The sequence below is a fragment of the Curtobacterium sp. 18060 genome (assembly GCF_902706105.1).
Lineage (GTDB): Bacteria > Actinomycetota > Actinomycetes > Actinomycetales > Microbacteriaceae > Curtobacterium.
Window position 1 is genome coordinate 28343 of record NZ_CACSJV010000001.1, and the last position, 25126, is coordinate 53468.

The window sequence follows — 25126 nt, forward strand, 5'->3', positions numbered from 1 at the left end:
GCGTGATTGCGGAACGCGTGTTGCGCGTGTCGCGGCGGAATCCGTGGGACGTGCCACGGGCCTCCCGTCAGAGACGCGGCGTGGTGGTGATCGGCAGCGCCGCTTCGTCACGGGCCGCGAGCGGCACGGCACCGAGGCCGGGCGGCACCTGCCCGCGGACCCAGCGCTCGAGGACGCCCTCGCGGACCTCTTCGGCGACGAGCGCGAAGCAGAAGTGGTCGCGCCAGTCTCCGTTGATGTGGATGTACCGGCGGCGCAGCCCTTCGTACCGGAAGCCCAGCTTCTCGACGACGCGCAGCGACGGGGCGTTCTCGGGTCGGATGCAGATCTCGATGCGGTGCACGCCGACCGCGCGGAAGCAGTGGTCGACGGCCAGGGCGACCGAGATCGGGGTCACGTTGTGTCCGGCGGCGTCCTCGACGACCCAGTAGCCGATCGAGGCGCTGGCCAGGGATCCGTAGGTGATGCCGGAGACGTTCAGCTGCCCGACGAACCGGCCGTCGAGTTCCATCGCGAACGGCAGTCCGAGTCCCGCGCGGGCGTTGGCCTGGAGCGCGCGGATGCTGCCGCGGACGTCGGTGGAGACGTGTCCTGAGGGGTTCGTGGCCTCCCAGGTGCGGAGCCACGAACGGTTCGACGCGAGCGCGAGGTCGAGGTCGCGCGTGTCACGGAGCCGGAGGGGCCGGATGGTGACCCGCCCGTGGGACAGGGTCGGGATCGTCGTCATCGCTTGGTTCCTCCGGGATCCCGCCGCTGTGCGGGACGGGGTGTCCCGCCCGGGTCCGTGTGCACGGTCCCGGGCGGGATGGCCGACTCATTCGCCCGCGTTGAACTCCTTCAGCCACGACTTGAGGTCGGGGCCGAGGTCTTCGCGGTCCGAGGCGAGCTGCACGATCGCCTTGATGTAGTCGAGTTTGTCACCGGTGTCGTACCGGCGTCCACGGAACACGACGCCGTACACGCCGCCGGTCCACTCCTCGGCGCTCGCCATCTTCATGAGCGCGTCGGTGAGCTGGATCTCGCCGCCCTTGCCGGGCTCCTGCTTCTCGAGGACGTCGAAGACCTCGGGGCGGATGACGTAGCGGCCGATGATGGCCAGGTTCGAGGGCGCCTCGCCCTGCGGGGGCTTCTCGACGAGCCCGGTGATCTTCACGACGTCGTCGGTGTCGGTCGGCTCGACCGTGGCGATGCCGTACAGGTGGGTCTGCGACTCGGGGACCTCGAGCAGCGCCACGATCGTGGCGTTCTTCTCGCCCTGGACCTCGATCATGCGCTTGAGCAGCGGGTCGCGGGCGTCGATGATGTCGTCGCCGAGGAGCACGGCGAACGGCTCGCGGCCGACGTGCATCTTCGCGCGGAGCACCGCGTGGCCGAGGCCGAGCGGGTCGCCCTGACGCACGTAGTGCATGTCGGCGAGGTCCGTCGACTGGTTGACCTTCTGCAGCTTCTCGTGGTCACCCTTCTTCTTCAGGGTCTCCTCGAGCTCCGACACGTGGTCGAAGTGGTTCTCGAGTGCGTTCTTGTTGCGGCCCGTGATCATCAGGACGTCCGTGAGTCCTGCGTCGACAGCCTCTTCCACCACGTACTGGATGGCTGGCTTGTCGACGACGGGGAGCATCTCCTTCGGCATCGCCTTGGTCGCGGGGAGGAAGCGAGTGCCCAGCCCTGCCGCTGGGATCACCGCCTTGGAAATCTGGAAGCCCATGCCCCAGACCGTATCCGATCCGGGTTTCCGGGGCATGTCATCGCTACTGGGGACACGGCATCAGCGCGTTTCCCGGCGGGAAGCCGCAACGGATGCGCTCGGTAGACTCCTGCGCATGATCGCTGATCTCGGGAACGAGAAGCGCGCCCTGCGAGCCGAACTCCGGCAGCGGCGGCGCACCCGGACCACGACGGAACGCGACGCGGACAGTGCGGCGCTCACCGCGACCCTGCAGCGCTTCGCCGAGGAGCGCCAGGTCACCTCGCTGGCGCTCTACCTGTCGGCGTCGGACGAGCCGAACGTCCGGCCGTTCCTGAACTGGGCGTTCGCGCACGACATCCGGGTGCTCCTGCCGGTCACCCGCGAGGACGGCCTGCTCGACTGGGCCGTCGGCGACGGTGAGAGCGAGACCGAGGGGATCTTCGGCATGCCCGAGGTCGTCGGCGAGGTCCTGTCCCCGATCGCCATCAACGACGTCGACGCGATCCTCGCCCCCGCGGCTGCGGTCGGGCACGACGGCGTCCGGATGGGATGGGGTCGCGGCTACTACGACAAGACCCTCGGGTCCATGGCGAAGCGCCCGCCCGTCTATGCTGTGATCTTCGACGCGGAGTACCTCGACGAGGTCCCGCGCGAACCCCACGACGAACCCGTGGACGGCATCATCACGCCGTCGCGCATCATCACGTTCCGGAGCTGACGTGCCCACTTACTCGTACCGTTGCACCGAGTGCGACAACGCGTTCGACATCAAGCAGTCGTTCTCCGACGCCACCCTGACCGAGTGCCCGGTGTGCGGCGGTGTCCTGCGCAAGGTGTTCTCCCCCGTCGGCGTGACGTTCAACGGCGGCGGCTTCTACCGCACCGACTCCCGCCCGGCGCCGAAGTCCGAGAGCTCGTCGAGCACGCCGGCCAAGTCAGAGACGAAGTCCGCCCCGGCGAAGACCGAGTCGAAGCCGAGCACGCCGAAGCCCAGCGCCTCCTGACCACGAGCACTCCTCGCCGATAGGTTGATGGGGTCGCCGTCCGGCGACTGTCCTCGACCGGAAGGAGTCCCGTGAAGGGCTTCAAGGAGTTCCTGCTCCGCGGCAACGTCATCGACCTGGCCGTCGCAGTCGTCATCGGTGCTGCGTTCACCGCGATCGTCACCGCGATCGTCACCAGCCTCATAAACCCCCTGATCGGCGCGGTCTTCAACGCGTCGAGCCTCGACAAGGCGCTCGTCGTCCACATCCCGACGGTCTCCGGCGGGGACGCGAAGATCCTGTTCGGCGCGATCATCGGCGCGGTGCTCAACTTCGTCATCGTCGCCGCGGTCGTGTACTTCGCGCTCGTCGTGCCCGTGAACCACCTGAAGAAGGTGGCGTTCGAGCGCGTCAAGAACGACGAGGAGCAGACCCCGCAGGACGTGCCCCCGACGGACGTCGAGGTGCTGCTCGAGATCCGCGACCTGCTCCGCTCCCAGAACGGCGTCTCCACGAGCACGGGAACCGGCGCGCACATCGCCCCGAACACCGCTCCCGAGGGACCCGGCATCGGCGGCTCGACGAAGCTCTAGCAGGGTCGTCCCCGCCGAAAGCGCCGCGATCGCGCCCCTCCACGGCCATCGCGCCCCGACTCTTCGGGGCGCGATGCCCGTTCGGGGGCGCGATCGTGCGCTACCGGCCGCAGCCGGCGTCACGCTGCGGCAGGGGGCGCGTCAGGCGGCCGTGACCGCTCGCCGCTTGGCGAACATCGCCGTCGCGTACTGGATACCCGCCAGGACGTGGCCCACGGTGCCGAGGTAGACGAAGACCAGTGCGACGACCCGCACCCACGGCGCGTTCTCGTCGACGGCGTGCACGGCCGAGAACAGCAGCACCGGCAGGCCCACGAAGAGCAGCGCGGAGCGGATCTTGCCGGTCCACGTGACGTCGAGGTCCGGGTTGCCGTGGAACAGCACGCTGGACAGCACCACGAGCACCAGGTCGACGAGCACGACGACGGCGACGACCCACCACGGCAGCAGGCCGGTCAGCACGAGCGACAGCACGATCGCGATGATGGCGAGTCGGTCGGCGACGGGGTCGATCGCCTTGCCGAGCTTCGAGCCCTGGTCGAACTTGCGCGCGATGAAGCCGTCCGCCCAGTCGCTCACGCCGATGACGACGAGTGCGACCAACGCCCAGCCCGGGTGTCCGGCGACGACGAGCCACACGAAGACCGGGATCAGCAGCAGCCGGAACAGCGAGATCAGGTTCGGCCAGGTCTGCCAGTCGGGGCGCTCCCGCACGGTGTCAGTCATCGCAGGCCAGGCTACCTGCTACCAGTGGGGCGGGACGTCCGCCCGGAGACGGACATCGTTCTCGCCGGATCCGTGCCGCGCCGGCTCCGGCGCGGGGCTGGGGTCCGAGCCCGGCACCGGCTGGGTGGTGACGCGTCTGCGGCGCCGCACCGGGCCTCCCGACAGGTCGTCCGTGTCGCGTTCCGGAGACGCTGACCGGACGGGAGGCGCGGCTGACGACGCGTCGTCGGCTCGCGTCCACGTGCCCACCAGCTGGTCCGTCTCCGGCGTCACCGGACCGGCGGGCCGGGAGGCCCGCCGACTCGGCCGGTCGGTCATCGGCGTGCGGGGCCGATGGCGGGCACGCGGGGATCGAGATCCTGCGTGTTCATCGGCGGGCGGGGATCGGCGGGATCGAGATCTCCTGCGTGGCGCCACGGTCGACACCGAGCACGGCGGCGACCGTGTTCGCGACGCGGTCCGGGTCGGAGAACAGCTGGAACGCGTGCACGCGGACGTAGTGCCAGCCGAGTCGGCGCAGGACCTCGGGGCGGAGGCGGAGTGACTCGCGCAGCGATCCCCTGACCAGCGACGCGTCGGTCTCGATCGTGACGCAGACCCCGCCGTGCGCGGCCACCAGGCCGAGCTTGCCGCGGTGTCCGAGCGCGACCGGGATGCCGCGCATCTCGAGTCGGCGGGCCAGGTCGACGAGCAGCGGGTCGGAGTCGTCCGGCACGTACTCGGCGGTGGTGCGCGCACGCACCTCGGCCAGGATCTCGGCGAGGGCGACGGTGCCGTGGCCCATGCGCTCGGCCTCGATGTCGGACGGCTGGAAGCACGTCACGATCACCATCGAGCGGCGCGCACGGGTCATCGCGACCGCGAGCAGCCGCTCGCCGCCGGGCTTGCCGAGCGGACCGAAGTCACGCAGGACGCGGCCGTGCGGGGTGCGGCCGTAGCCGATGGAGAACACGACGCGGTCGCGGCTCTGCGCGACCGACTGCTCGAGCGTCGCCACGATGAACGGCTCAGCCCGATCGCCGATGACGAACTCGGTCAAGTCCTTGTGGCCCTGCGCCGCGGTCAGTACGGCCTGCTCGACGCGCACGGCGTGCTTCGCCGAGGCGGTGATGACCATGAGCGACTCGGACGGGCGGGTGCGGGCGTGGTCGATGACGAGGCGGACGACGCGGTCCACCTCGGCGTCGACGCTCTCGACGGCGCCGGACTCGGGGTCGGGCACGGCCTTGCCGTCGCTGACGTAGTCGAGCGCGATCGAGCCGTGCCCGAGGAACGAGCCGGCCCACGGCAGCGACTCGATCTTGCCGCCGTAGAAGCGACGGTTCACGAGTTCCGCCAGGTCCTCGCCGCCGGCGCGGTACGACCGCGAGAGCGACAGGGTCGGCAGCAGTGTGGAGAGCTTCGCCAGTGCGGAGTCGGCGTGGAAGGCGTCGAGGGTGCCCTCGTCGACCTGCAGCGCACGGTGCTCGGGGTCGACGGCGATGCGGAACGGCGACGGCGTCTGCGTGACCGGGTCACCGAAGACGACGGTCTGGCGCGCACGACGGACGGCTCCGACGGTCTCGGCGATGGTCACGGCGCCGGCGTCGACCAGGATCACGGTGTCGAACGGCATCGTGTCGGCGATCTGCGACACCTCGTACGGGCTCGCGAGCCACACGGGCGCGATCGACCGGGACAGGTGCGGTGCGGAGTCCTGGAGCAGCCGCGAGGTGATCGCACCCTCGCGCAGCTGGGTCTTCAGCGCCGTGGCCTCTTCCGGCCAGTCGACGAGTCCGACCTTCCAGTTCTCGGCGAGCTGCCACGCCAGGCCCTGGGAGACGCCGGCCGCGTGGGCGTCGTCGACGAGGCGGAAGTCGGCCTCGACCCGGTCGAGCATGTCGGTGTTCGCGCCGAGCAGTGCCCGGTCGGACTCGAGCATGGTCTCGAGGGCGGACTGCCACCAGGCGAGCTCGAGCTCGGCCGGCACCTGCAGGTCCGGCACGTGCCGGTTCGCCAGGTCGGTGATGAGCGGCTCGAGCTGCAGGTCGCGCAGGGTCTGCATGAGCTCGGTGCGCTCCTGCAGGTTGTGCAGGACGTCGGACTCGGCCGCGAGCTCGGCGATGGTGGGGACGAGCTGGTCGACCGGGGTGTTCGCGAGCTGCCGGTCGCGCTCGGACCGGCCGAGCGGCTCGTCGAGCCGCGCGAGGTCCTCGGCGACGTTCGAGAACAGCACCTGCACGTCCGCGATGCCCGTGGGCACCTCGGGGTTCACGCCGGCCGCGACGTAGCGCTGCCACAGCACGCGCTGCTGCTGCACCCGGGTCAGGGCCTCGTGCAGGTCGGAGACGTGCACGCCGGGGCGGACGTACTCACGAGCGAGCTTCTTCAGGCGACGACGGTTCGTCGACGACATCGGAGCGCCCTCGCCACGCGGGGCGGTGGCGGCGACGAGCTCGGACACCGAGCGGTCGAAGACCACCGGCAGGAAGCGGTCGAGGGTGTCACGGATCTCGGTGAGCAGGCGCAGGTAGATGCCGAGCTCGTTGATCGTCGTGAACTGGCGCATGTGCGTCGAGCTCACCAGGTCGTGCGCCCGGCGGAGCAGCGTCGGCAGCCCGTCGGAGTCGAGGTCCTTCGCGATGCGGTGGGCGCGCTGGGCACCGTCGCTGGTGGAGAACTTCGCGCCGTACCAGGGCGAGTCGTCGGGGCCGTAGCGGAACTCGCCGAGGTTGGCCGCGCTGACCATCGTCTCGGCGACGCGCGAGCGCCCCTCGACCATGGACGCCACGGACTGCTTCGACAGCCGCGCGGTCGTCGACGGCGGGACCGGCAGGAGCGACAGGCGCGAGAGCTCGACCAGGCAGTCGAGCACCGAGACGCCGAAGTCGGCGTCCTTGCGCGTGAGCGAACCGCGGTAGTCCTTCAGGACCTTGCGGAGCCGGACCAGGGCGTCGTCGACCTCGCGCAGGTTCGGACGGGCCGCCTTCTCGTTCCGGGCGATGGCACGGACGACGTCACGGCGCAGGGTCGACGGCGTGACCGCGACGCCGGGCAGCTGGACCTCGCCGAAGCGCGCCGCGATGCCCCGCAGGGTCGCACGGCGCGGGCTCACCACGAGGACGCGCTTGTTCGCGGCGACCAGGCCGCCCAGGGCGTTCACGATCGTCTGGGTGCCACCGGTTCCGGGCAGGGTCTTGACGACGATGGAGTTGCCGGCCGCGATCTGCGCGATCACGTTCTCCTGCTCGTCGTCGGCGTCGAGCAGCAGCGTGTCGGTCTCCGGGCTGCGCTCGTCCGACGGGGTCTGCTCGACCGGGTGGTACGACTGCTCGACCTGCCACTTGGCGCTCGGGTTGCCGGCCAGGGCGTCGAGCACGGGGTGGGACAGGTCGCCGGTGTCCTCGACCAGACCGGTCGCGACCTCGGCGAACGTGGAGACCACGAGCCGGGCGTGCACGGAGAAGCCGGGGATGTGCGCGGTCAGGCCACGCAGGCGGTCGATGACGGGGTTCGGGGTGAACGAGCCGTCCTGCTGCGCGAGCGCCACGAAGGACTGCGCGTCGAGGATGACGCCGAACTGCTCGTGCAGGGCGTCGGCGAGACCCGGGTTGAGCACCGGTTCGCCGAGCAGCCGGACCTCGAAGTCGCGGCCGTGGCGGCGGATCGCCAGCGGGCGCAGGAGCACCGGGCCGCGGAACTGCTCGTCGCCGTGCTTCCAGTCGGCCATGCCGATGCCGAGCTTCACGGCGTCGATCCCGCGCACGGTGGCGAGCTCGGTGCCCTTCGCCTCGACCTGGCCGGCGGCGACGCGGGCCGCACGGAGCGCCACCTCGTCGCGGATCAGGCTGGACAGCAGGGTGGTCTTGCCGGTGATGAACTGGGCGAGTCCGCCCGGGTGCGTCGTCGACAGCTCGATGCGCGCGCGGGGGTGGTCGCTGAAGTGGGTGAGCGGGCTCGTGCCACCGACGCCGGTCAGCTGGCCGCGCCAGCCGTCCCACGTCGGTTCGGCCGCGTTGCCCGCCTGCAGCCGGGGGTCGCCGAGGCTGATCGCCTGCGGGCTGGTCAGCTGCAGTTCCGGGCGGAGCGTGCGGTCCGGTTCGTCGTCGGTCCGGTCCTCGTCCACGTCCTGCTGCTCGTCTCGGTCGTCTCGCTCGTCGCGGTGGTCTCGCTGACCGCGGTCGTCTCGCTCGTCATCCGGGCGCTCGTGGGCACCCTCGACGGGGACGTCGTCGTTCACGTCGTCCTCACCGTCGGTCGCCCTGTCCGCTCGCCACACATCCGACACTGTAGGCGGGAACGAGCGCCCTCTCTGGCAATGAACCGAGGTTTCGGGGTTTCCGACGGACGCACCGCACGTCAGATCTGCGGTGTGACGCGTCGGATCTGCGGTGCAACGCGTCCGATGTGGTACCAACGGGGCATGGCCATCGACGACCGCACCACCCCGTCCGCCCCCACGCCGAACCGGCGTCGATCGGTCCCCGCCGAGATCTCCCGCTCGTGGCTGCTCGTCTCCGGCACCGCGACCGACCGGTTCGAGAAGTCCCAGCGGTCCCGCGCCGACCAGATCATCCTGGACATCGAGGACGCCGTCGACCCCGCCGCCAAGCCCTCGGCACGGCAGGGCGTCGCCGCGTGGCTGGCCGGAGGCGGCGAGGCCTGGGTCCGGATCAACGACGTCACGACCGACTTCTGGGCCGACGACGTCGAAGAACTCCGCGGCCTGCCCGGACTGCAGGGCGTGATGCTCGCGAAGACCGAGTCCCCGGCCCAGGTCACCGACACGTGGCACCGGCTCGGCGGCCAGACCCCGGTGATCGCCCTGGTCGAGTCGGCGCTCGGCATCGAGGAGTCCGTCTCGATCGCGCGGGCCCAGGGCGCGTTCCGACTGGCGTTCGGCTCCGGCGACTACCGCCGCGACACCGGCACGAGCGCCGACACCCTCGCGATGGCGTACCCGCGATCGAAGCTCGTCGTCGCCTCGCGCGTCGGCGACCTGCCCGGCCCGATCGACGGCCCGACGGTGGGGTCGTCGCACCCGATCCTGCGGGAGCAGTCGCAGGTCGCGGTGTCGCTCGGCCTCACCGGCAAGCTCTGCCTGGACACCGAGCAGTTGCCCGTCATCAACGAGGTCATCTCCCCCACGCCGACCGACGTCGCCTGGGCGCAGGACTTCCTCGACGACTTCGAGGCCCGCGGCAAGGTCATCCGCGACGGTTCCGACCTGCCCCGCCTGGGTCGGGCGCAGAAGATCCAGCGGCTCGCACAGGCGTTCGGCGTGGAAGCGCGGTAGGACTGCTCCCATGACCTGGTCCAACGTCCCCGGCGGTCCGCCGCAGTCCTCGCCCGACCCCCAGGACCCGCAGCGCGCGGCCTGGGAGCGCAGCGGCACCACGTTGTTCCCGCCGGCGAAGCTCGCCGACCGGATCTCCACCGTGCTGCTGCTGGCCTTCGGCGCCGTGATGACCATCGTCACCGCCGTCGTCGGCATCATCGCGGTCATCTCGGCGACCGCGACCTGCGATGCCTCGGCCGGGTGCTCGCCCGGCGGGTACATCGGCGGCACGGCCATCGCGGTCGGCGGCGCGTTCGTGATCGGCGTCGCCACGATCGTGCTCGCGATCGGCGCGTGGATCCGTCGGAAGTCGTCGTGGTGGATCGCCGCGGTCGGCTTCGTGCTCGCGATCGCCGTCATCACGTGGGGCGGGGTCGTCTTCGCGAACGCCGCCGACGACGAGACCGCGTCGTCCTCGGTGTCCGCGAGCGCCTAGCGCCGTCGCGCACCACTTCTCCGACAGGACACGAGGTGATCACCTCGTGTCCTGTCGCGTCGTGCGTGCGCACAGTGCGCGGGTCCGACGGGGCGTAGCGTCCACAGCATGGTGACGGTGTCGCGGACGACGGTCGCGGTGGTCGGTGGCGGCCCCGCCGGGGTCGTCCTCGGGCTGCTGCTCGCCCGGGCCGGCATCGCCGTGCGCGTCGTCGAGCAGCACGACGACTTCAACCGGGACTTCCGGGGCGACACCGTGCACGCCTCGACGATCCGGCTGCTCGACGAGCTCGGCCTCGGCGAGCGCTTCCGAGCCCTGCCGCAGTCACGGCTCGACGACTTCTCCCTGCCGATGCCCGACGGGTCACGACTGCTGCTCGGCGACTTCTCACGGCTCGACCCCCCGTACGACCACGTGGCGATGGTGCCGCAGTGGGACCTGCTCGACCTGCTCGTGACCGCTGCCCGGCAGGAACCGTCGTTCGACATCGCGATGGGCCGCGCGGCGACCGGGCTCATCGAGGAGAACGGCGTGGTCACCGGGGTCCACCTCCGCACGCGCGACGGCAGCGGCGAACCCGAGGAGCTCCGCGCCGACGTCGTGATCGCGTGCGACGGACGGAACTCGGTCCTGCGCCGGGCAGCGGGGCTCGTGCCGCGGGCGTTCCCGGTGCCGTTCGACACCTGGTGGTTCCGGCTCCCCCGGCGGTCGGGCGACGCGGCGAGCGCCCTGACCCCCGCGTTCTCGGGGAAGGACGTGCTGCTGAGCTTCCCGCGGCCCGACTACCACCAGGTCGCGTACTTCGCCCCGAAGGACTCGGACGCCGCGCTGCGGGTTCAGGGCGTCGCTGCCTTCCGGGAGCGGGTGGCCCGGCTCCGTCCGGACTTCGCCGACCGGGTCGACACGATCGGGTCGATGGACGACGTGCACGTGCTCGACGTCCGGATGGACCGGTTGCGGCGGTGGTGGCGGCCGGGGCTGCTGTGCATCGGCGACGCGGCGCACGCGATGTCGCCCGCGGGTGGGGTGGGGATCAACCTCGCGGTGCAGGACGCCGTGGCGACGGCGGCGATCCTGGTGCCGTCGTTGCAGCGTGGGCTCCGAGGTGCGGGGTTGGACGGTGCGCTGGCCGCGGTGCAGCGTCGTCGGAGGCCGCCGGCAGTCATCGTCCAGTCGGCGCAGGCAGTACTGCACCGCGTCGTGTTCGAGCGGGCCTTCGCCGGACGGCTGCAGGACGGGCCACCGCTGCTGCCCGTGCTGCTCGCCCGGTACGTGCCACCGTCGCGGGGTCTCTACGCCCGGGGCATCGCGTTCGGGCCGCTTCCGGAGCACGCGCCGAGCTGGGCGCGGCGCTGAACGGAGCGGGCGCGGTGGACGGGACCGGACGGCGGACGGGAGGCGCGGGGCGGGGCTGCCACGGGCCTCCCGGTCGGCGGGTGGTCACCACCACTGCGCGACGCACCCTGTGCGCGACCGCGCACCCCCGGCGCATGCTGGGGCCATGAAGCAACGAGTCATCGGAGACGTGTCGGTCAGCGCCATCGGTCTGGGCGGGATGCCCATGTCGATCGAAGGGCGCCCCGACGAACGACAGTCCATCGCGACCATCCACGCCGCGCTCGAGAACGGTGTCACGCTCATCGACACCGCGGACGCGTACCACCTGGCCGCCCACGACGAGGTGGGGCACAACGAGGAGCTCATCGCCCGGGCGGTCCGCGAGTTCCACGGCGACACCGAGTCGATCCTCATCGCCACGAAGGGCGGACACCTGCGACCGGAGGCCGGCGCCTGGGCGCAGAACGGCCACCCGGAGTACCTGAAGCAGGCGGCGAAAGCGTCGGCGAAGCGCCTCGGCGTCGAGGCGATCGGCCTGTACCAGTTCCACCGTCCGGACCCCGCGGTGCCCTACGCCGAGTCGGTCGGCGCGCTCGGCGAGCTGCTCGACGAGGGCGTCATCCGGATGGCCGGCATCTCGAACGCAGACCCCGACCAGATCCGGACGGCGAACGAGGTCCTCGACGGACGACTCGCCTCGGTGCAGAACCAGTTCTCGCCGAAGTTCCGGTCGAGCGAGCCGGAACTCGAGCTCTGCGACGAGCTCGGGATCGCGTTCCTGCCGTGGAGCCCGCTCGGTGGCATCGCGAACGCCGCCGACCTCGGCACCGCCTACGAGGACTTCGCGTACATCGCACGCGACCGTGGCGTGACCCCGCAGGTCATCGCGCTCGCGTGGGAGCTGCAGAAGAGCGACGTGGTCGTCCCGATCCCCGGGGCGTCGCGGCCGCAGTCGATCCTCAACTCGCTGACCGCACCGACCGTGAAGCTGCGGCCGGAGGACGTCGCCCGTCTGGACGCGTCGCAGCCGGCGGCCGTCTGAGTCGCCTTCGTCCTGCCGCTCCACGACGCGTGACGACGCCCCGCAGTTCCGGTCGGAGCTGCGGGGCGTCGTGGTGTCGGGGCCGGGTGTGGCGACTAGTTGCTCGGGCAGACCGCCGAGACCTCGTTGAGCGAGGACTGCACGTCGGTCTGGGCGTCCTTCGCCTCGGCGGACTCGCTCGAGCCGCTGGAGGTGAGCGCCGAGGCGTACTCCTTCGCGTCCTCGGTGAAGTCCTCGAAGGCGTCGTGGACGTCGTCGTTGGTGACCTTCGGCAGTGCCGCGTCGAGACGGTCGGTGAACTCGCCGACGAGCTTCGCCCGCGCAGCGGGGTCCGCCGGTGCCGAGGACGACGTCTGCTCGGCGATGAACGACTTGAGCTCGTTCTCGACCAGGGCGCACGCCTCGGTCTTGGTCTGCGCGGCGGCGGCCGACGTCTTCGACGGGGCGGACGTCTTCGACGTCTCCGTCGAGGCGCCGTCGTCGGACGAGCCGCCGTCGCTGGACGAGCCGCCGGAGCAGCCCGCCAGCAGCGCCGCGGCGACGAGCGCCGTGGTCACCGCGGTGAGGGTGCGGCGCATCAGGAGTTGCACTCCTTCTGGAAGGCGTTGCCGGCGTCCTGCACCTTGGTGCTGGACTTCGTGAGCGCCGAGACGTCGGCCGACTGCGGGTCCTTCGCGATGTCCTCGATCTGGTCGACGAGGTCGCCGTAGGCGTCCTCGAAGGCCTCGCCCTTGTCCTGCAGGGCGTCGTCGGACAGGTCGTCGACGCCGTCGGAGATCTTCTCGTCGAGCTCCTTGAGCTTCGTGACGGCGGCGTCCGGGTCGGACTGGAGGTTCGCGGCTTCGGACTGCACGCCCTCGGCGGCGGACTTGACCGTCTTCTCGAACTGGGTGCACTGGTCGGCCTTCGACGGCCCGGTCGAGCAACCGGCGAGCAGGGTGAGCGCGAGGCCGGCGGTGGCGAGCGCGATGAGCTTGTTCTTCGGCATGGTGGAGAGTCCCCCTCGATCGGTCCGCACTCCCCCGGATGAGGTGCAGATCCGTCATCGAGCGTACATGGGGCACTCACAGGATGACCGGCCGCCCGGCGTACCGTCGAGGGCATGCGCGCCATCACGTTCGACGACACCACCATGTCCGTGACCGATCTGCCCGACCCGGTGCCCGCCGCGGGCGAGGTGCTCATCGAGGTCGCCGCCGCCGGGGTGAACAACGCCGACCTGCAGCAGCGCGCGGGGAACTACCCGCCGCCGCCCGGAGCCTCGGAGATCCTCGGGCTCGAGGTCTCCGGCACCGTCCGGGCTCTCGGCGACGGGGTGACCTCGGTGGCCGTCGGCGACCGCGTGTGCGCCCTGCTGTCCGGCGGCGGCTACGCCTCGCTCGTCGTGGCTCCCGCGACGCAAGTGCTGCCGGTCCCCGACACGGTCGACCTGGTCGAGGCCGCCGGCCTGCCCGAGGCCGCCTGCACCGTGTACTCGAACATCGGCATGCTCGCCGGACTCCGCCCCGGGCAGACGCTGCTCGTGCACGGTGGCACCGGCGGCATGGGCTCGCACGCCGTCCTGTGGGCGAAGGCCCTCGGTGCCACGGTGATCGCGACGAGCGGTGGCGACCGCAAGGTCCAGGCGTCGCGTGACCTGGGTGCCGATCTGGTGGTCGACCACCGCACCGAGGACTTCGTGGAGCGCGTCCTGGCGTTCACGGACGGCGTCGGGGTCGACGTGGTGCTCGACGTCGTCGGCCCGTCGTACCTGGCGCGGAACCTGCAGGCCCTCGCACCCAACGGGCACATCGCCGTCATCGCCTCGGGCAGCGGCAGCACCGCCGAGCTCGACCTCGGCGCGCTGATGCGGAAGCGGGCGTCGATCAGCGGGACGACCCTGCGCGCCCGGCCGCTCGCCGAGAAGGCCGCGATCGTCGCCGCCGTCCGTGAGCACGTCTGGCCCCTCGTCGCCGACGGCAGCGTCCGCCCGGTGATCGACACCGTCCTGCCGCTCGCCGAGGTCGAAGAGGCGCACCGGAAGGTCCGCGGCGGCGAGGTCGTCGGGAAGCTGCTGCTGACGCTCTAGGCGCGTGGGCGGGCTGCGCCCGGGTGCCCTGCGCCCGGGTGCGCTGCGCCCGGGTCTGCCGCGCTCGGGTCTGCCGCGCTCGGCCGCACCAGGTCGAGTACCTGCCCGCACTTCGCGCCGAACGTCGCACGGAGCAGGTCCGCCGCGTCGCGGTCCTCGTCGAACCGTGCGGGCATGTCGATCGCGAGCATGATCGCGAAGATCATCCCGCTGCCGAGGAAGCCCTGCACCTGGTCGTCCGGGATCCCCGCCTCGTCCCGCAGGAACCGGTAGATCTCGAGGAAGCCGTCGCGTGCGGCCGCACCGATCGCGGGCTCGGCACCGGAGACGAACCCCTGCAGCAGCACGGTGTGCAGGCCCTGCTCGGCAGCGAGGTCGACGAACTGCTCACCGATGACGTGCGCGGGCACGTCGTCCGGGCCGAGGGTCGTCAGGGTCTCGCGCCAGGCGTCGAGCAGGATGCCGAGCGTGTCGCGGAAGACCTCGAGGAACAGCGCTTCCTTCGACCCGAACATCCGGACGACGTACGGCTGGCTGATGCCCGCCGCCGAGGCGATCTGGTCGGTGGTGGTGCCGTGGTAGCCCTGGCGGCCGAACACCCCGCGTGCGGCTTCGAGGATCATCGCGCGACGCTGCGCTGCCGGCATCCGGACCGCTGTCTCCGCGCTCATGGTTGACAGGTTATCAGTCGATTACTACAGTCCGTCGAGACAAGTAATCATCGGATTACCAACGACTGGAGACACCATGTCCCGACGCATCCCCGTGTGGCTCGCGATCGCCGCCGCGTCCCTCCCGATGTTCATGGCGACGCTCGACAACCTCGTCGTCACCAGCGCACTCCCCGCCGTGCACGCCGACCTCGGCGCCTCGGTCGAGGAGCTGCAGTGGATCACCAACGCCTACACGCTCGCCTTCGCCGCCCTGATGCTGCTGGCCGTCGGCCTCGGCGACCGCATCGGCCGCCGCCACCTGTTCATCGCCGGCATCGGCGTCTTCACCGTCTCATCGGCCTTCGCCGCGATGAGCACCGACCCGACCGCCCTCATCGTCTGGCGCGCGGTCGAGGGGGCCGGCGCCGCGGCGATCATGCCCCTGTCGCTGACCCTGCTCGTCGGCAGCGTCCCGGACCGCCTGCGGACCGTGGGCATCGGCGTCTGGGGCGGCATCTCCGGCCTCGGCGTCGCGCTCGGCCCGCTCATCGGCGGAGCCGTCGTCGAGAGCTGGAGCTGGGAGGCGATCTTCTGGCTCAACGTCCCCGTCGGCGTGATCGCGATCCCGCTCGCCCTGTTCGCCCTGCCGAACACCCGTGGCGCCCGGGTCCGGACCGACGTCCTCGGCGTCGTGTTCGCGGGTCTCGGGGTGCTCGGCGTCGTGTTCGGCATCGTCCGCGGCAACGACGCGGGCTGGACGAGCACCGAGGTGCTGGTCGGCCTCATCGGTGGCGGTGCACTGCTCGTCGCGTTCGTCGTCCGCCAGGCCACGACGGCCGCACCGCTCCTGCCGCTCCGGTTCTTCCGCGACCGCAGCTTCACCCTCGCCAACCTCGTCGCCATGACCTTCTCGTTCGGCGCGTTCGGGTCGGTCTTCATCCTGATCCAGTTCCTGCAGGTGGTGCAGGGCCGGTCACCGCTCGAGGCCGGCGTCTGGACGATGCCGTGGACGCTCGCACCGATGATCGTCGCGCCGCTCGCCGGGATCATCGCACCACGGGTCGGCACCCGGGTGCTCATCGCCGGCGGCATGGCGTTCCTGTCCGCCGGACTGTTCTGGATCGCCGCCACGATGTCCGCCGACGTCACCTTCACCGGCCTCCTGCCCGGCTTCCTGCTCGCCGGCATCGGCATGGGCGCCGTGTTCGGGCCGATCTCGACCGCCGTGCTCGCGCGGATGCCGCAGGACGACCACGCGAAGGCCTCCGGCGCGAACTCCACCCTGCGCGAGATCGGCGTCGCACTCGGCATCGCGGTGCTCACCGCCGTGTTCACCGGTGCCGGCGGCCAGCTCACGCCCACCGGTTACGTCGACGCGGCACAGCCCGCCGTGCTGGTCGGAGCGGCCGTCGTCGCAGCCTCGGCACTCGTCGCCGTGTTCCTGCCGGCAGGTCGCGGATCCCACGTCCCCGACGTGGTCGCCGATGATGCTCGGGAGGCGCGCCCCACGCCCGCCGTCCCGGCTCCCGTCGCGTAAGCGCCCGGTCTGGTCCTAGGCGTGGACGCGGGAGAGGAACTCGACCAGCGCCGGGTGCTGCGGGGCGTCGAGGACCTCGGCGGGGACGCCCTGCTCGACGACCTCTCCCCGGTGCAGGAACACGATCCGGTCGGCCACGTTCCGCGCGAAGTGCATCTCGTGCGTGGTCATCAGGATCGTCGACCCCTGCCGCTTCAGCTCGGTGACCAGGTCGAGCACCTCGCCGACGAGCTGGGGGTCGAGGGCGCTCGTGACCTCGTCGAGCAGCAGGAGCTCGGGGTCGGACGCGATCGCCCGGACGATGGCCACGCGCTGCTGCTGGCCGCCGGAGAGCCGATCCGGGTAGGCATCGGCGAACTCCGCGAGCCCGATCCGTTCGAGCAGCCGACGCGCGGTCGCCTCGGCCTCGGCCCGGCCGACGCCGTGCACCTGCCGCGAAGCGAGTGTCACGTTGTCGAGCACGCGCATGTGCGGGAACAGGTTGAACTGCTGGAAGACCACGCCGATCCGCGCACGGACACCGTCGACCGCGACGCGGGGATCGGCGATGTCGGTGCCCTGCAGCAGGATCTCGCCGTCGTCGATGCCCTCGAGCAGGTTCACCGTCTTGAGCAGGGTCGACTTGCCCGAGCCGGACGCCCCGATGACGCAGATGACCTCGTGGCGGTGCAGCGTCAGGTCGATGCCGCGCAGGACCTCGTGCTCGCCGAAGGCCTTGCGCAACCCGCGCAGCTCGAGGACCGCAGCGTCCGCACCGGACGCACCACGGGCCTCCTGGCCGACCTCACTCATACGGTCCCTCCGATCTGCTCGCGCCGCTGCTGGCGGCGCGCGATCGCGTCCGTGACGCGGATCAGCGGCAGGCTGATCACCACGAACAGCAGCCCCGCGACGAAGTACGGCGTGAAGTTGTAGGTCTCCGCCTGCGCGATCTGCGCCGAACGGACCGCGTCGACGGCGCCGAGGATCGACACCAGGCCGACGTCCTTCTGCATCGAGACGAAGTCGTTCATCAGTGCCGGTGTGACCTTGCGGATCGCCTGCGGCAGCACCACGAGTCGCAGCGTCTTGGCGTGCGAGAGCCCGAGCGACCGCGCGGCCAGACGTTGCGAGGGGTGCACGGCCTCCATGCCGGCACGCAGGACCTCAGCGATGTACGACGAGTACGTCAGGACGATCGCGATGGTGCCCCAGACCTCGGCGGGCAGCCGCGGGAACACCCCGAGACCGGGGATCCCGTAGCCGACCAGGTAGAGCACGATGATGAGCGGCAGGCCGCGGAACAGGTCCGTGTACCCGGTCGCGAGCATCCGCAGCGGGAAGAAGACCGGGTTCCGCAGGCCCCGCACCACTGCGAGCAGGGTGCCGAACACGGCGACGCCGATGGCGCTGAAGAACAGGATCCGGACGTTCAGCCAGAGGCCCAGCAGGATGTCCGGGAACGTGTCGATCGCGGTCTGCGGGTCGAAGAACGACTGCTGGACCGCTGCCCAGCCGGGGGTGTTCACGACACCGAAGTAGGCGATCGCGATCACCACGAGCGTCGACACCACCGACACCACGATCGACCGGCGTCCGCGCTGCCGGCGGTAGAGCCGCCGCTCGGCCTCGACCTGGCTCGGCGCGGCTGCGGCGACCGGGGTACCGGCGCCTGCTGGAACGGTCATGCGGTTACTTCAGGACCGGGGTGTTGGTCTCCGAGGAGAGCCACTTGGTCTGCAGGTCCTCGAGCGTGCCGTCGTCCGTCAGCGACTTGAGCGCCTTGTCCACCTTGCTCGTGAGCTCCGAGCCCTTCGGCAGGACGAAACCGAACTGGTCGCCCTTGCCGTCGGACGGGAACTGCGCCGACACCGTGCCGTCGTCGAGCTGCGCCGCGGCCATGTAGAACGCCGTCGGCAGGTCGGTGACGATCGCGTCGATCTGGCCCGACTTCAGTGCGAGCACGGCGTCATCGTTCGAGTTGAAGACCTGCGGGGTGATCCCGAGCACGCCCTTCACGCTGGCGATCGACGTGGACCCGGTGGCGACGCCGATGGCGTCCTTCTTGAGCGCGGCGATGCTCGTGTCGTCGACGGCCTTCGAGGTGCTGGTCGTCACCACGGCCTGCGTGGTCGTGTAGTACGCGCTCGACATGTCGACGGCCTTCTTGCGCTTCGCGTCGATCGAGAACTGCTGGACGTTGAGATCCCAGTCCTTCGGGCCCGGTGCGATCGCACTGTCGAAGGTGCTGCGCTTCCACACGACGTCGGACTTGCTGTAGCCCATCTCCTTCGCGACCGCGTAGGCGACGGCGGACTCGAAGCCCTTGCCGGACTCCGGCTTGTTGTCCTCGATCCACGGCGAGTACGCCGGCTCACCGGTGGCGACCGTCAGCTTGCCGTCGGTGACGGTGCCGTCTTCGTTGCTGCCGCTGCCGGCGGCGCACGACGTCAGGGCGAGGGCGGCGACCGCGGCTGTTGCGACGGCGAGGGTGAGGCGGAGGGATCGGGTCACGGTCGGGCCTTCGTGCGAGGGGGGGGGTGGGGGCAGGTCGAAGTGTACTTCGCGGTGGGATACCAACGCGACTCCGGGCGCTCCTCGTGACCCGGTCTCGTGTCACACACCAGTCGACGGGTCGACGTCTGGCTGGTAATCTGGCGACGCGGGCTGAACCGAGCGCATGCTCGGCTGAGGTCTGAGATCAAGGGGCGTCCCAGCACGGGGCGCCCCCTTTCTGTTCTCGGAACGCTCCCGAACGCGATCACGGCCAGACGACGATGGCGTCGCGCCGAGCGTTCGTCACCTCGGTGCGCCAGACGGGCCGCAGCTCGTCCCACATCGTCTCGTCGCAGACGCTGCCGCTCTTCGGGCCAGGCGACTGGAACCGCCGGAACCCCGCGTACGCGACCAGGTCGGCCGCCTGGACGAAGTAGGACGACGCCGAGTCACGAGGGACCGGATCCTCGACGAGCAGCGGCGCGCTGACACGAGAACCCCCTGGTGCGAAGCTGTGCCGCCGGAAGCGCCGGTGGATCGCGCGGACCGTCGCGTCGTCGCCCGCGTCGTGCACGAGGATGATCGGCTTGCCGGATTGCTCGGACCGGATCCGGAGACGCTGGAGTAGGTAGGTCCAAGCCCGGTCCTCGGGCCGGTAGTCCATCGGCCGGGCTTCCTTGTCGATGACGATGGCGAAGACCCCGGAGGCCACGACGCTCAGCGCACCGAGCGATCTGCGGAACACGTCGCGACGCTGGCCGTCACCGAGCCCGAGGTGGCGGAGGTCCCCTCGCCCGCGCAGGAGCACGTTCGCCTTGAGCTCATGGCGGAGGAGGACGCCGTACGTGTCCCGGATCTCGCGACGGACCCCCGTCAGCCAGTCGAGACGATCGGTCCAGTCACCGCCAGGGACGAGCACGCATCCCAGCGTGTAGGTGCGCGTCGCGCCCGGGGACACAGCCGGATCCCCCTTGTCACCGGTCTCGTCCACGTACGCGAACTCGAACGGAGCGTCGAGCGCCGCACGGGCGAGGGCGGGAACGCGACCGGATTCCATCCGACCAACATACCAATGTGGTACGTCAGTCGGCCATCGTGAAGTCCTCGAACGAGAAGCCCGGCGACACCAGGCAGCTCAGCAGCACCTCGCCGTCGTTCGGGATCGTCCGCTGCCACACGCCGCCGCGCACGAACGCCTGTGCGTCGTTCACCCGGTCACGTCCGGCGTCGGGCCCGAGGGTGATCCGCGCACCGGGCTCGGGAGCATCGCCGGAGCCGCCGAGTTCGAGCTCGACGGTGTCCGGACCGTGCCACATCCAGATCTCGTCGCTCGTCACCCGGTGCCAGGCCGAGGCCTCGCCCGGGGGCAGCAGGAAGTGGATCAGGGTCGCGGCGGGGCGGTCCCCCGCGGGCGTCGTCACCGTGGCCGGCGAGGTCCAGGTGCGGACGTACCAACCACCTTCGGGGTGCGGCTCCATGCCGAGGGCGATGGCGCGCTTCGGCACGTCGAGCCACTCGATCAGTTCGCCGTCGACGGTGCGACGGGCGGCCATGCCGGGGCGGGGTGCGGTCTCGGTCATGATTCCTCCACAGGGATGACAGGGCGGGCAGGGCGGTCGGGCGATGACGCGGGCACGCCGGTCAGTGCTCCGTCGACCGCGCGGACGACCCCACGGATGACGGTCGCGGACGCACGCCCGGCACCGTCCTCGACGAGCTCGGCGAGTGCGTCGGGCACGGTCCGGGCGTCGACGTCGAAGACGGCCAGGTCGGCGCGGGCGCCCACGGCGAGGTGGCCGATGCGGTCCGGGCCGACGGCGAGTCCCATGGCGTGCGCACCACCGAGCGTCGCCGCAGACAGGAGCCGCTCGTGCAGGTCCCGGTGCCCGTAGCCCTGGGCACGGGCGATCCGGTGCAACGCCGTGACGTCGGCCATCAGGTCGAGGGACGGTGACGACGACAGCGAGTCGGTGCCGATGGCGATCGGGCTGCCCTCGCGCAGGTAGTCGGCGACGGGAGGCGGGTCGAGGCCGATGACGGCGTTCGACCGCGGGCACAGTGCGACTGCGGTGCCGCGAGCGCGCAGGAGCGCCCGGTCGGCAGCGGTCATGTACACGCCGTGCGCGATGTGGCAGTCCGGGCCGAGCACCCCGAGCCGGTCGACGAACGCGGTGGCGCTCGCCCCGAACCCGAGTGCCCGGAGCGCCCGGAACGAGGGCACGTTCGCCAGGTGCCAGTCGTTGCCGTGGCCGACGCCGTCGACGCCGTCGAGTCCGGGGACCGGTCCGAGGGCGATGCGCTCACCCTCGAAGGCGGCCTCGCCGAGGTGCAGGTGCAGGCGGAGCCCACGCTGCCGGACGATGTCGGGGAGTTCGAGGAGGGGCGCGACCTCGAGCGAGTACGGCGCATGCGGCGACAGACCGGCGCCGGGAGTGGTCGGGATCCGGGCGAGTTCGTCGAGCACCTGGTCGCGGCCGTGCGACTGCCACGCGTCGTTCTCCCAGTCCATCACCTCCCAGTAGGCGATGCCACCGAGCCCGGCATCCTCGAGCGCGGTGGAGGCCTCGATGTCGGTGACGATGTCCGCGATGCTCGTCACGCCCGCGCGGATCGAGGCGGCGGCACCAGCGGCTGCTTCGGCCCGCCAGTCGTGCGGTTCGGCGTAGTCCTGGTTGAACGCGGACGCCCAGTCCTCGAAACCGTCGTACTGGCCTCGGCCGACACTGGCCATGCCGGTGTACTGCAGGTGCGAGTGCGCGTTGACGAGGCCCGGCAGGAGGGCTCCGCGCCACTGCCGTTCGGTGAACGTCGCACCCGAGCCGGTGAGCTGGTCGACGACCCAGGACCGGTCACCGACGTGCAGGATGCGGCCGTCCTGCACGGCGACCGCGCCGTCGGCGATCGGGGGCGCGGTCATCGGCACGACGACGCGCGCCGAGTGCACGACGACGGAGTGGTCGGCACGAGGGTGCGCGGCGGTCGGGCGCGCGGTGCTCGGGTGCGAGTCGCTCGGGTGCGCAGCGCTCATGCGGGGTCTCCGAAACGACGCGTCCGGACGTCCGGCTCGCGGTCCGCAGGGTGTTCGGCTGGAAGGCCGGGAGGAACGGGGCGCGTTCCGAACGCGGCGAGCGCCGTGCGGGCGGTCGCGTCATCGACCGCGGGATCGATGGGCACGACGGCTCGCTCCAGTTCGTCGCCGCGCTCCAGCAGCATGCGGACGGCCCCGAGCTGCGCGGCGAAGGACAGGTCCATGATCTCGATCGGGTTGCCCTCGGCTGCCGTGATGTTGATGCAGCCGCCGCGGTCGAGCACGATCGGTCCGCCCTCGGAGTCGGGGAACACGAGGCGCTCGGCCTTCGGACCCACTGGCCGCAGTCCGGCTCCGGCGGCGCGGGCGTCGTCGAGCGCGACCTCGTGGTCGACCCCGCCCGCGACGGCGACGACGGCCCCGTCCGCGCACGAGCGCAGCACGCGCAGGTCGATGGTGTCGGCGACCCCGGTGGCGCTCACCACGAGGTCGGCGTCCTGCACGGCCTCGGCGAGCGGCGCGACGGCGTGGCCGGCGAACAGCGCCTGCAGGGCGCGCACCGGGTCGGTCTCGGCGACCGTGACCCGGAACCCGAGGGCGGAGAGCACCAACGCGACCCCCTCGCCGACGTGCCCGAACCCGGCGACGACCGCCGCGCCTCCCGGCTGCACTCGGTGCGTACCGGACGGGAGCCCGTCGACCAGGTCGAGCACGGCGAACACCGTCGACTGCCCGGTGCCGTACCGGTTGTCGAAGAACGTCTTGGTGCGGGCGTCGTTGACGGCGACCACGGGGATGCCGAGCTCGCCCCGCGACGCCATCACGCGCAGGGGTCGGAGGCCGCTCGTGGTCTCCTCGGCCGCGCCGAGCATCGTCGGCAGCAGGTCCGGACGCTCCTGGTGGGCGAGCCGGATGACGTGGGAACCGTCGTCGAGCAGGATGTGCGGCCGGCTGTCGAGCATCGCGAGGGCGAGCGCCTTCTGCTCCGGCAGCGAGGCCGTGCTGCTCGCGTGCACCGTGAGCCCCGCTGCCCGGAGCGACGCGGCCACGGCGTCGTCGGTCTCGTCGGCGTGCGCGTAGACGACGACCTCCGCACCGGCGTCGCGGAGGAGCAGGCTCAGCACCGCCGTCTTCGGCTCGAGGAACATCGCGACGCCGATGCGGGTGCCGCGGAGCAGTCCACCGTCGCGGAGTTCGGCGGCGACCGCGCGCGAGACGGGCATCGAGCGTCGCGCCCAGCGCAGCCGGGCGTCGGCGGCCGGGTCGTCCTCGGGGTCGCGGCCGGTGGAGACCAGGAAGACGTCGTCGGAGAGCATCGGGACGCCGAGCACGCCCGGGCGGGCGGTGACGACGGGGCCGAAGGCGTCCTCGTCGACCGCGGGCAGGTGCCGGCCGGCGTCGATCACGATGAGCGTGGCGCCGCGGGGGCGGTCGGCCTCGCGCTCGATGACGGGGGTGGAGTCCTCGGGGGAACCGAGGCACCAGAGCTGGTCGATCGGCTCGTGGTCCGCGGCCGGGCGTGCACCGAGGCCGGTCAGCAGGCCGTGCAGCGCCGACGCGTCGCGGGGGTCGCCACCGACGATGCGGAACCGACGGGCTGCGACGAGCAGGTTCGTGACCGCGGCGAAGCGTCGGACGGCCGCCGACGCCCAGGATCGCGTCACGGGGTCGGGTCCTGGCGGCATGCCCCAATCGTAGGGAATGCGCGGGGCCCCGCCGACGTACTCTCTGGGCATGAGCGATGCATCCACGACCGAAGTGTTCGACAAGGTGACGATGTTCGGTGCGGACTGGTGCCGCGACTGCCGCCGGTCCAAGGCGCTGCTCGACACCCTCGGCGTCGACTACGAGTACGTCGACGTCGAGCAGGACCTGTCGGCGGCCGACCGTGCCGAAGCGATCAGCGGGCGGAAGAACATCCCCGTCGTGGTGCTGCCGAACGGCAAGCACTTCGTCGAGCCGTCCGACGCCGAGCTGCGCGCCGAGCTCGAGGCCTCCGGCGCCGTCTGAGCCGCGGGCGGCTCGGCCGGCCGCTTTCGCAAAAGCGACAGTCTGCCGCCGAACATCGGCGGCAGCCTGTCGCGCTGGCGGCACCGACCGTGCGACGGGACGAGATCTGTCGCCTTCGCGGGATGCTCTGGGATCAACCCGGCCGGGAGGCGCGGTGCGCGCCCGACGCGCACCGTGCCTCCCGGCCGTGGTCGTGTCCAGAGCCCACCGGTCGCCGTCGGGCGCGGGTGACGCTTTCGCGAAAGCGACAGTGTGCCGCCGAACATTGGCGGCACACTGTCGCTCTGGCGGACCGACCGGCAGGTGCGGCGACTTCTGTCGCTTTCGCACCAAGCACATCGAGCACCGGGCGGACATCGGATGAATCGGGCATCATGAGGGCGTGATCATCGACGCTCACCACCACCTCTGGGACCCCGCCGACCGGCCGTACCCCTGGATGGACGACTCCGTCGCCCCGATCCGCCGCCGGTTCGACGTGGACGACCTCCGCGCAGCGACGCAGGACACCGGCGTGACGCGGACCATCGTCGTGCAGGCCGTGCACGATCCCGACGAGACCGCCTGGCTCCTCGAGCAGCCCGCCCCCGTCGCGGGCGTCGTCGGCTGGGTGGACCTGACCGCGCCGGACGTGGCTGACCGGATCGCCGCCGTCCGTGCGCTTCCCGGCGGTGATCGCCTCGTCGGCACCCGGCACCTGGCACAGGACGAACCGGACCCCGGCTGGCTCGGCCGCCCCGACGTCGCCCGCGGGGTGCGAGTCCTCGCCGGTGCCGGCCTGGTGTTCGACTTGCTCGTCCGCGCCCGAGAGCACTCGGCCGCGCTGGCCCTGGTCGACGCCGTCCCCGACGCATCGTTCGTGCTGGACCACGCCGGCAAACCATCGATCGACACGGGTGACCCGGCCTGGCCCGGACGGATGGCCGACTTCGCTGCACGCCCGAACGTCACGTGCAAGGTCTCCGGCCTGCTCACCGAGGCCGGACCGGACTGGCGCGACCGCCCGGTCGACCGGTACGTCCGCGAGGTCGTGGAGCAGTTCGGCCCCGAGCGGTCGTTGTTCGGCTCGGACTGGCCGGTGTCGACCCTGGCGACCGATTACGCGGCGGTCGTGCAGCGGACGACGGACGCACTCGCCGACCTGTCGACGACCGAGCACGACGCCGTCTTCGGCGGAACCGCGGAGCGCATCTACCTTGTCCCGAGGACCACGCAGACATAGGATGTTTCTGG

At 71.4% G+C, this 25126-nt stretch carries 25 protein-coding genes; 11 read left to right on the top strand and 14 right to left on the bottom strand.

Features of this window, described 5'->3' with window-relative positions; genetic code table 11:
* Window positions 1–67 precede the first annotated feature (67 nt).
* Both GVL05_RS00135 and galU read right to left on the bottom strand, forming a co-directional pair.
* On the bottom strand, window positions 68–727 hold the full coding sequence (locus tag GVL05_RS00135; protein WP_111086296.1) for a GNAT family N-acetyltransferase: 660 nt from the start codon (window positions 725–727) through the stop codon (window positions 68–70).
* 87 nt (window positions 728–814) lie between these two features.
* A complete protein-coding gene (gene galU, locus GVL05_RS00140; RefSeq protein WP_111086297.1) occupies window positions 815–1705 on the bottom strand; it encodes a UTP--glucose-1-phosphate uridylyltransferase GalU in 891 nt (296 codons plus the stop codon).
* A 115-nt stretch (window positions 1706–1820) separates the two neighbouring features.
* Here galU and GVL05_RS00145 point away from each other — a divergent pair, with 115 nt between their 5' ends.
* The 3 genes from GVL05_RS00145 (at window position 1821) to mscL (ending at window position 3263) form a co-directional block, all read left to right on the top strand.
* On the top strand, window positions 1821–2405 hold the full coding sequence (locus tag GVL05_RS00145; RefSeq protein WP_123293363.1) for a 5-formyltetrahydrofolate cyclo-ligase: 585 nt from the start codon (window positions 1821–1823) through the stop codon (window positions 2403–2405).
* Window position 2406: 1 nt separating this feature from the next.
* Window positions 2407–2691, top strand: a complete 285-nt coding sequence (locus GVL05_RS00150) for an FmdB family zinc ribbon protein (protein WP_133938860.1) — start codon at window positions 2407–2409, stop codon at window positions 2689–2691.
* Between the two features lie 71 nt (window positions 2692–2762).
* Window positions 2763–3263 (top strand): large conductance mechanosensitive channel protein MscL, encoded by a 501-nt coding sequence (gene mscL / locus GVL05_RS00155; RefSeq protein WP_133938858.1) that lies wholly within the window; start codon window positions 2763–2765, stop codon window positions 3261–3263.
* Between the two features lie 141 nt (window positions 3264–3404).
* Here the strand turns inward: mscL and GVL05_RS00160 are convergent, their stop codons facing one another.
* Together GVL05_RS00160 and GVL05_RS00165 are read right to left on the bottom strand one after the other, a co-directional pair.
* Window positions 3405–3989: a CDP-alcohol phosphatidyltransferase family protein gene (locus tag GVL05_RS00160; protein WP_123936808.1), complete on the bottom strand. Its 585-nt coding sequence runs from the start codon at window positions 3987–3989 to the stop codon at window positions 3405–3407.
* 367 nt (window positions 3990–4356) lie between these two features.
* Window positions 4357–8094 (bottom strand): AAA family ATPase, encoded by a 3738-nt coding sequence (locus GVL05_RS00165; RefSeq protein WP_235035786.1) that lies wholly within the window; start codon window positions 8092–8094, stop codon window positions 4357–4359.
* A 297-nt stretch (window positions 8095–8391) separates the two neighbouring features.
* On the opposite strand from GVL05_RS00165, the gene GVL05_RS00170 reads away from it, so the two are divergent.
* The 4 genes from GVL05_RS00170 (at window position 8392) to GVL05_RS00185 (ending at window position 12122) form a co-directional block, all read left to right on the top strand.
* Complete coding sequence (locus GVL05_RS00170) at window positions 8392–9264, top strand: CoA ester lyase (RefSeq protein ID WP_111086303.1); 873 nt, start codon at window positions 8392–8394, stop codon at window positions 9262–9264.
* Window positions 9265–9274: 10 nt separating this feature from the next.
* Window positions 9275–9742, top strand: a complete 468-nt coding sequence (locus GVL05_RS00175; protein ID WP_159570195.1) for a DUF6264 family protein — start codon at window positions 9275–9277, stop codon at window positions 9740–9742.
* Between the two features lie 108 nt (window positions 9743–9850).
* Window positions 9851–11098 (top strand): FAD-dependent oxidoreductase, encoded by a 1248-nt coding sequence (locus tag GVL05_RS00180; protein ID WP_159570198.1) that lies wholly within the window; start codon window positions 9851–9853, stop codon window positions 11096–11098.
* 145 nt (window positions 11099–11243) lie between these two features.
* Window positions 11244–12122, top strand: a complete 879-nt coding sequence (locus GVL05_RS00185) for an aldo/keto reductase (RefSeq protein ID WP_123312106.1) — start codon at window positions 11244–11246, stop codon at window positions 12120–12122.
* 95 nt (window positions 12123–12217) lie between these two features.
* Here GVL05_RS00185 and GVL05_RS00190 read toward each other — a convergent pair whose 3' ends face one another.
* Entirely contained in the window at window positions 12218–12700 is a 483-nt protein-coding gene (locus GVL05_RS00190) for a hypothetical protein (protein WP_159570201.1), read from the bottom strand.
* Entirely contained in the window at window positions 12700–13110 is a 411-nt protein-coding gene (locus GVL05_RS00195) for a hypothetical protein (protein ID WP_123293354.1), read from the bottom strand. The genes GVL05_RS00190 and GVL05_RS00195 overlap by 1 nt, the downstream gene beginning before the upstream one ends.
* A 114-nt stretch (window positions 13111–13224) precedes the next feature.
* Here GVL05_RS00195 and GVL05_RS00200 point away from each other — a divergent pair, with 114 nt between their 5' ends.
* Entirely contained in the window at window positions 13225–14190 is a 966-nt protein-coding gene (locus GVL05_RS00200; RefSeq protein ID WP_159570204.1) for an NAD(P)H-quinone oxidoreductase, read from the top strand.
* Here the strand turns inward: GVL05_RS00200 and GVL05_RS00205 are convergent.
* Window positions 14187–14861 carry a TetR/AcrR family transcriptional regulator gene (locus GVL05_RS00205; RefSeq protein ID WP_159570207.1) on the bottom strand — a complete coding sequence of 225 codons (675 nt, stop codon included), beginning with the start codon at window positions 14859–14861 and terminating at the stop codon, window positions 14187–14189. The two genes, GVL05_RS00200 and GVL05_RS00205, sit on opposite strands and share 4 nt — an antisense overlap.
* A 76-nt stretch (window positions 14862–14937) precedes the next feature.
* Between GVL05_RS00205 and GVL05_RS00210 the strand changes: the two genes are divergently transcribed.
* Window positions 14938–16380, top strand: a complete 1443-nt coding sequence (locus tag GVL05_RS00210; RefSeq protein WP_123936817.1) for a DHA2 family efflux MFS transporter permease subunit — start codon at window positions 14938–14940, stop codon at window positions 16378–16380.
* A gap of 15 nt (window positions 16381–16395) precedes the next feature.
* Here the strand turns inward: GVL05_RS00210 and GVL05_RS00215 are convergent, their stop codons facing one another.
* The 7 genes from GVL05_RS00215 to GVL05_RS00245 form a co-directional block, all read right to left on the bottom strand.
* Window positions 16396–17172, bottom strand: a complete 777-nt coding sequence (locus tag GVL05_RS00215; protein ID WP_123936818.1) for an amino acid ABC transporter ATP-binding protein — start codon at window positions 17170–17172, stop codon at window positions 16396–16398.
* The gene (locus tag GVL05_RS00220) at window positions 17169–18047 is read right to left on the bottom strand and encodes an amino acid ABC transporter permease (RefSeq protein WP_123293349.1); all 879 of its coding nucleotides are present in this window, start codon (window positions 18045–18047) and stop codon (window positions 17169–17171) included. Before GVL05_RS00220 ends, GVL05_RS00215 begins: the two co-directional genes overlap by 4 nt.
* A gap of 4 nt (window positions 18048–18051) precedes the next feature.
* The gene (locus GVL05_RS00225; protein WP_159570210.1) at window positions 18052–18873 is read right to left on the bottom strand and encodes an ABC transporter substrate-binding protein; all 822 of its coding nucleotides are present in this window, start codon (window positions 18871–18873) and stop codon (window positions 18052–18054) included.
* A 247-nt stretch (window positions 18874–19120) separates the two neighbouring features.
* Entirely contained in the window at window positions 19121–19912 is a 792-nt protein-coding gene (locus tag GVL05_RS00230) for a DUF3800 domain-containing protein (protein WP_159570213.1), read from the bottom strand.
* A 25-nt stretch (window positions 19913–19937) separates the two neighbouring features.
* Window positions 19938–20435, bottom strand: coding sequence for a cupin domain-containing protein (locus GVL05_RS00235; RefSeq protein ID WP_235035774.1), 498 nt, complete (start codon window positions 20433–20435; stop codon window positions 19938–19940).
* The gene (locus GVL05_RS00240) at window positions 20432–21883 is read right to left on the bottom strand and encodes an amidohydrolase family protein (protein WP_311394730.1); all 1452 of its coding nucleotides are present in this window, start codon (window positions 21881–21883) and stop codon (window positions 20432–20434) included. The genes GVL05_RS00235 and GVL05_RS00240 overlap by 4 nt, the downstream gene beginning before the upstream one ends.
* On the bottom strand, window positions 21880–23568 hold the full coding sequence (locus GVL05_RS00245) for an adenosylhomocysteinase (protein ID WP_159570216.1): 1689 nt from the start codon (window positions 23566–23568) through the stop codon (window positions 21880–21882). The genes GVL05_RS00240 and GVL05_RS00245 overlap by 4 nt, the downstream gene beginning before the upstream one ends.
* 49 nt (window positions 23569–23617) lie before the next feature.
* On the opposite strand from GVL05_RS00245, the gene GVL05_RS00250 reads away from it, so the two are divergent.
* Window positions 23618–23893: a glutaredoxin domain-containing protein gene (locus GVL05_RS00250; protein WP_123340820.1), complete on the top strand. Its 276-nt coding sequence runs from the start codon at window positions 23618–23620 to the stop codon at window positions 23891–23893.
* Window positions 23894–24275: 382 nt separating this feature from the next.
* A complete protein-coding gene (locus GVL05_RS00255) occupies window positions 24276–25115 on the top strand; it encodes an amidohydrolase (protein ID WP_159570219.1) in 840 nt (279 codons plus the stop codon).
* Window positions 25116–25126 lie beyond the last annotated feature (11 nt).

Coding starts and splice junctions, on each gene's coding strand:
- GVL05_RS00135 (WP_111086296.1), bottom strand. CDS start 727: ATGACGACGATCCCGACCCTGTCCCACGGGCGGGTCACCATCCGGCCC.
- galU (WP_111086297.1), bottom strand. CDS start 1,705: ATGGGCTTCCAGATTTCCAAGGCGGTGATCCCAGCGGCAGGGCTGGGC.
- GVL05_RS00145 (WP_123293363.1), top strand. CDS start 1,821: ATGATCGCTGATCTCGGGAACGAGAAGCGCGCCCTGCGAGCCGAACTC.
- GVL05_RS00160 (WP_123936808.1), bottom strand. CDS start 3,989: ATGACTGACACCGTGCGGGAGCGCCCCGACTGGCAGACCTGGCCGAAC.
- GVL05_RS00170 (WP_111086303.1), top strand. CDS start 8,392: ATGGCCATCGACGACCGCACCACCCCGTCCGCCCCCACGCCGAACCGG.
- GVL05_RS00175 (WP_159570195.1), top strand. CDS start 9,275: ATGACCTGGTCCAACGTCCCCGGCGGTCCGCCGCAGTCCTCGCCCGAC.
- GVL05_RS00180 (WP_159570198.1), top strand. CDS start 9,851: ATGGTGACGGTGTCGCGGACGACGGTCGCGGTGGTCGGTGGCGGCCCC.
- GVL05_RS00185 (WP_123312106.1), top strand. CDS start 11,244: ATGAAGCAACGAGTCATCGGAGACGTGTCGGTCAGCGCCATCGGTCTG.
- GVL05_RS00190 (WP_159570201.1), bottom strand. CDS start 12,700: ATGCGCCGCACCCTCACCGCGGTGACCACGGCGCTCGTCGCCGCGGCG.
- GVL05_RS00195 (WP_123293354.1), bottom strand. CDS start 13,110: ATGCCGAAGAACAAGCTCATCGCGCTCGCCACCGCCGGCCTCGCGCTC.
- GVL05_RS00200 (WP_159570204.1), top strand. CDS start 13,225: ATGCGCGCCATCACGTTCGACGACACCACCATGTCCGTGACCGATCTG.
- GVL05_RS00205 (WP_159570207.1), bottom strand. CDS start 14,861: ATGAGCGCGGAGACAGCGGTCCGGATGCCGGCAGCGCAGCGTCGCGCG.
- GVL05_RS00210 (WP_123936817.1), top strand. CDS start 14,938: ATGTCCCGACGCATCCCCGTGTGGCTCGCGATCGCCGCCGCGTCCCTC.
- GVL05_RS00215 (WP_123936818.1), bottom strand. CDS start 17,172: ATGAGTGAGGTCGGCCAGGAGGCCCGTGGTGCGTCCGGTGCGGACGCT.
- GVL05_RS00220 (WP_123293349.1), bottom strand. CDS start 18,047: ATGACCGTTCCAGCAGGCGCCGGTACCCCGGTCGCCGCAGCCGCGCCG.
- GVL05_RS00230 (WP_159570213.1), bottom strand. CDS start 19,912: ATGGAATCCGGTCGCGTTCCCGCCCTCGCCCGTGCGGCGCTCGACGCT.
- GVL05_RS00235 (WP_235035774.1), bottom strand. CDS start 20,435: ATGACCGAGACCGCACCCCGCCCCGGCATGGCCGCCCGTCGCACCGTC.
- GVL05_RS00240 (WP_311394730.1), bottom strand. CDS start 21,883: ATGAGCGCTGCGCACCCGAGCGACTCGCACCCGAGCACCGCGCGCCCG.
- GVL05_RS00245 (WP_159570216.1), bottom strand. CDS start 23,568: ATGCCGCCAGGACCCGACCCCGTGACGCGATCCTGGGCGTCGGCGGCC.
- GVL05_RS00250 (WP_123340820.1), top strand. CDS start 23,618: ATGAGCGATGCATCCACGACCGAAGTGTTCGACAAGGTGACGATGTTC.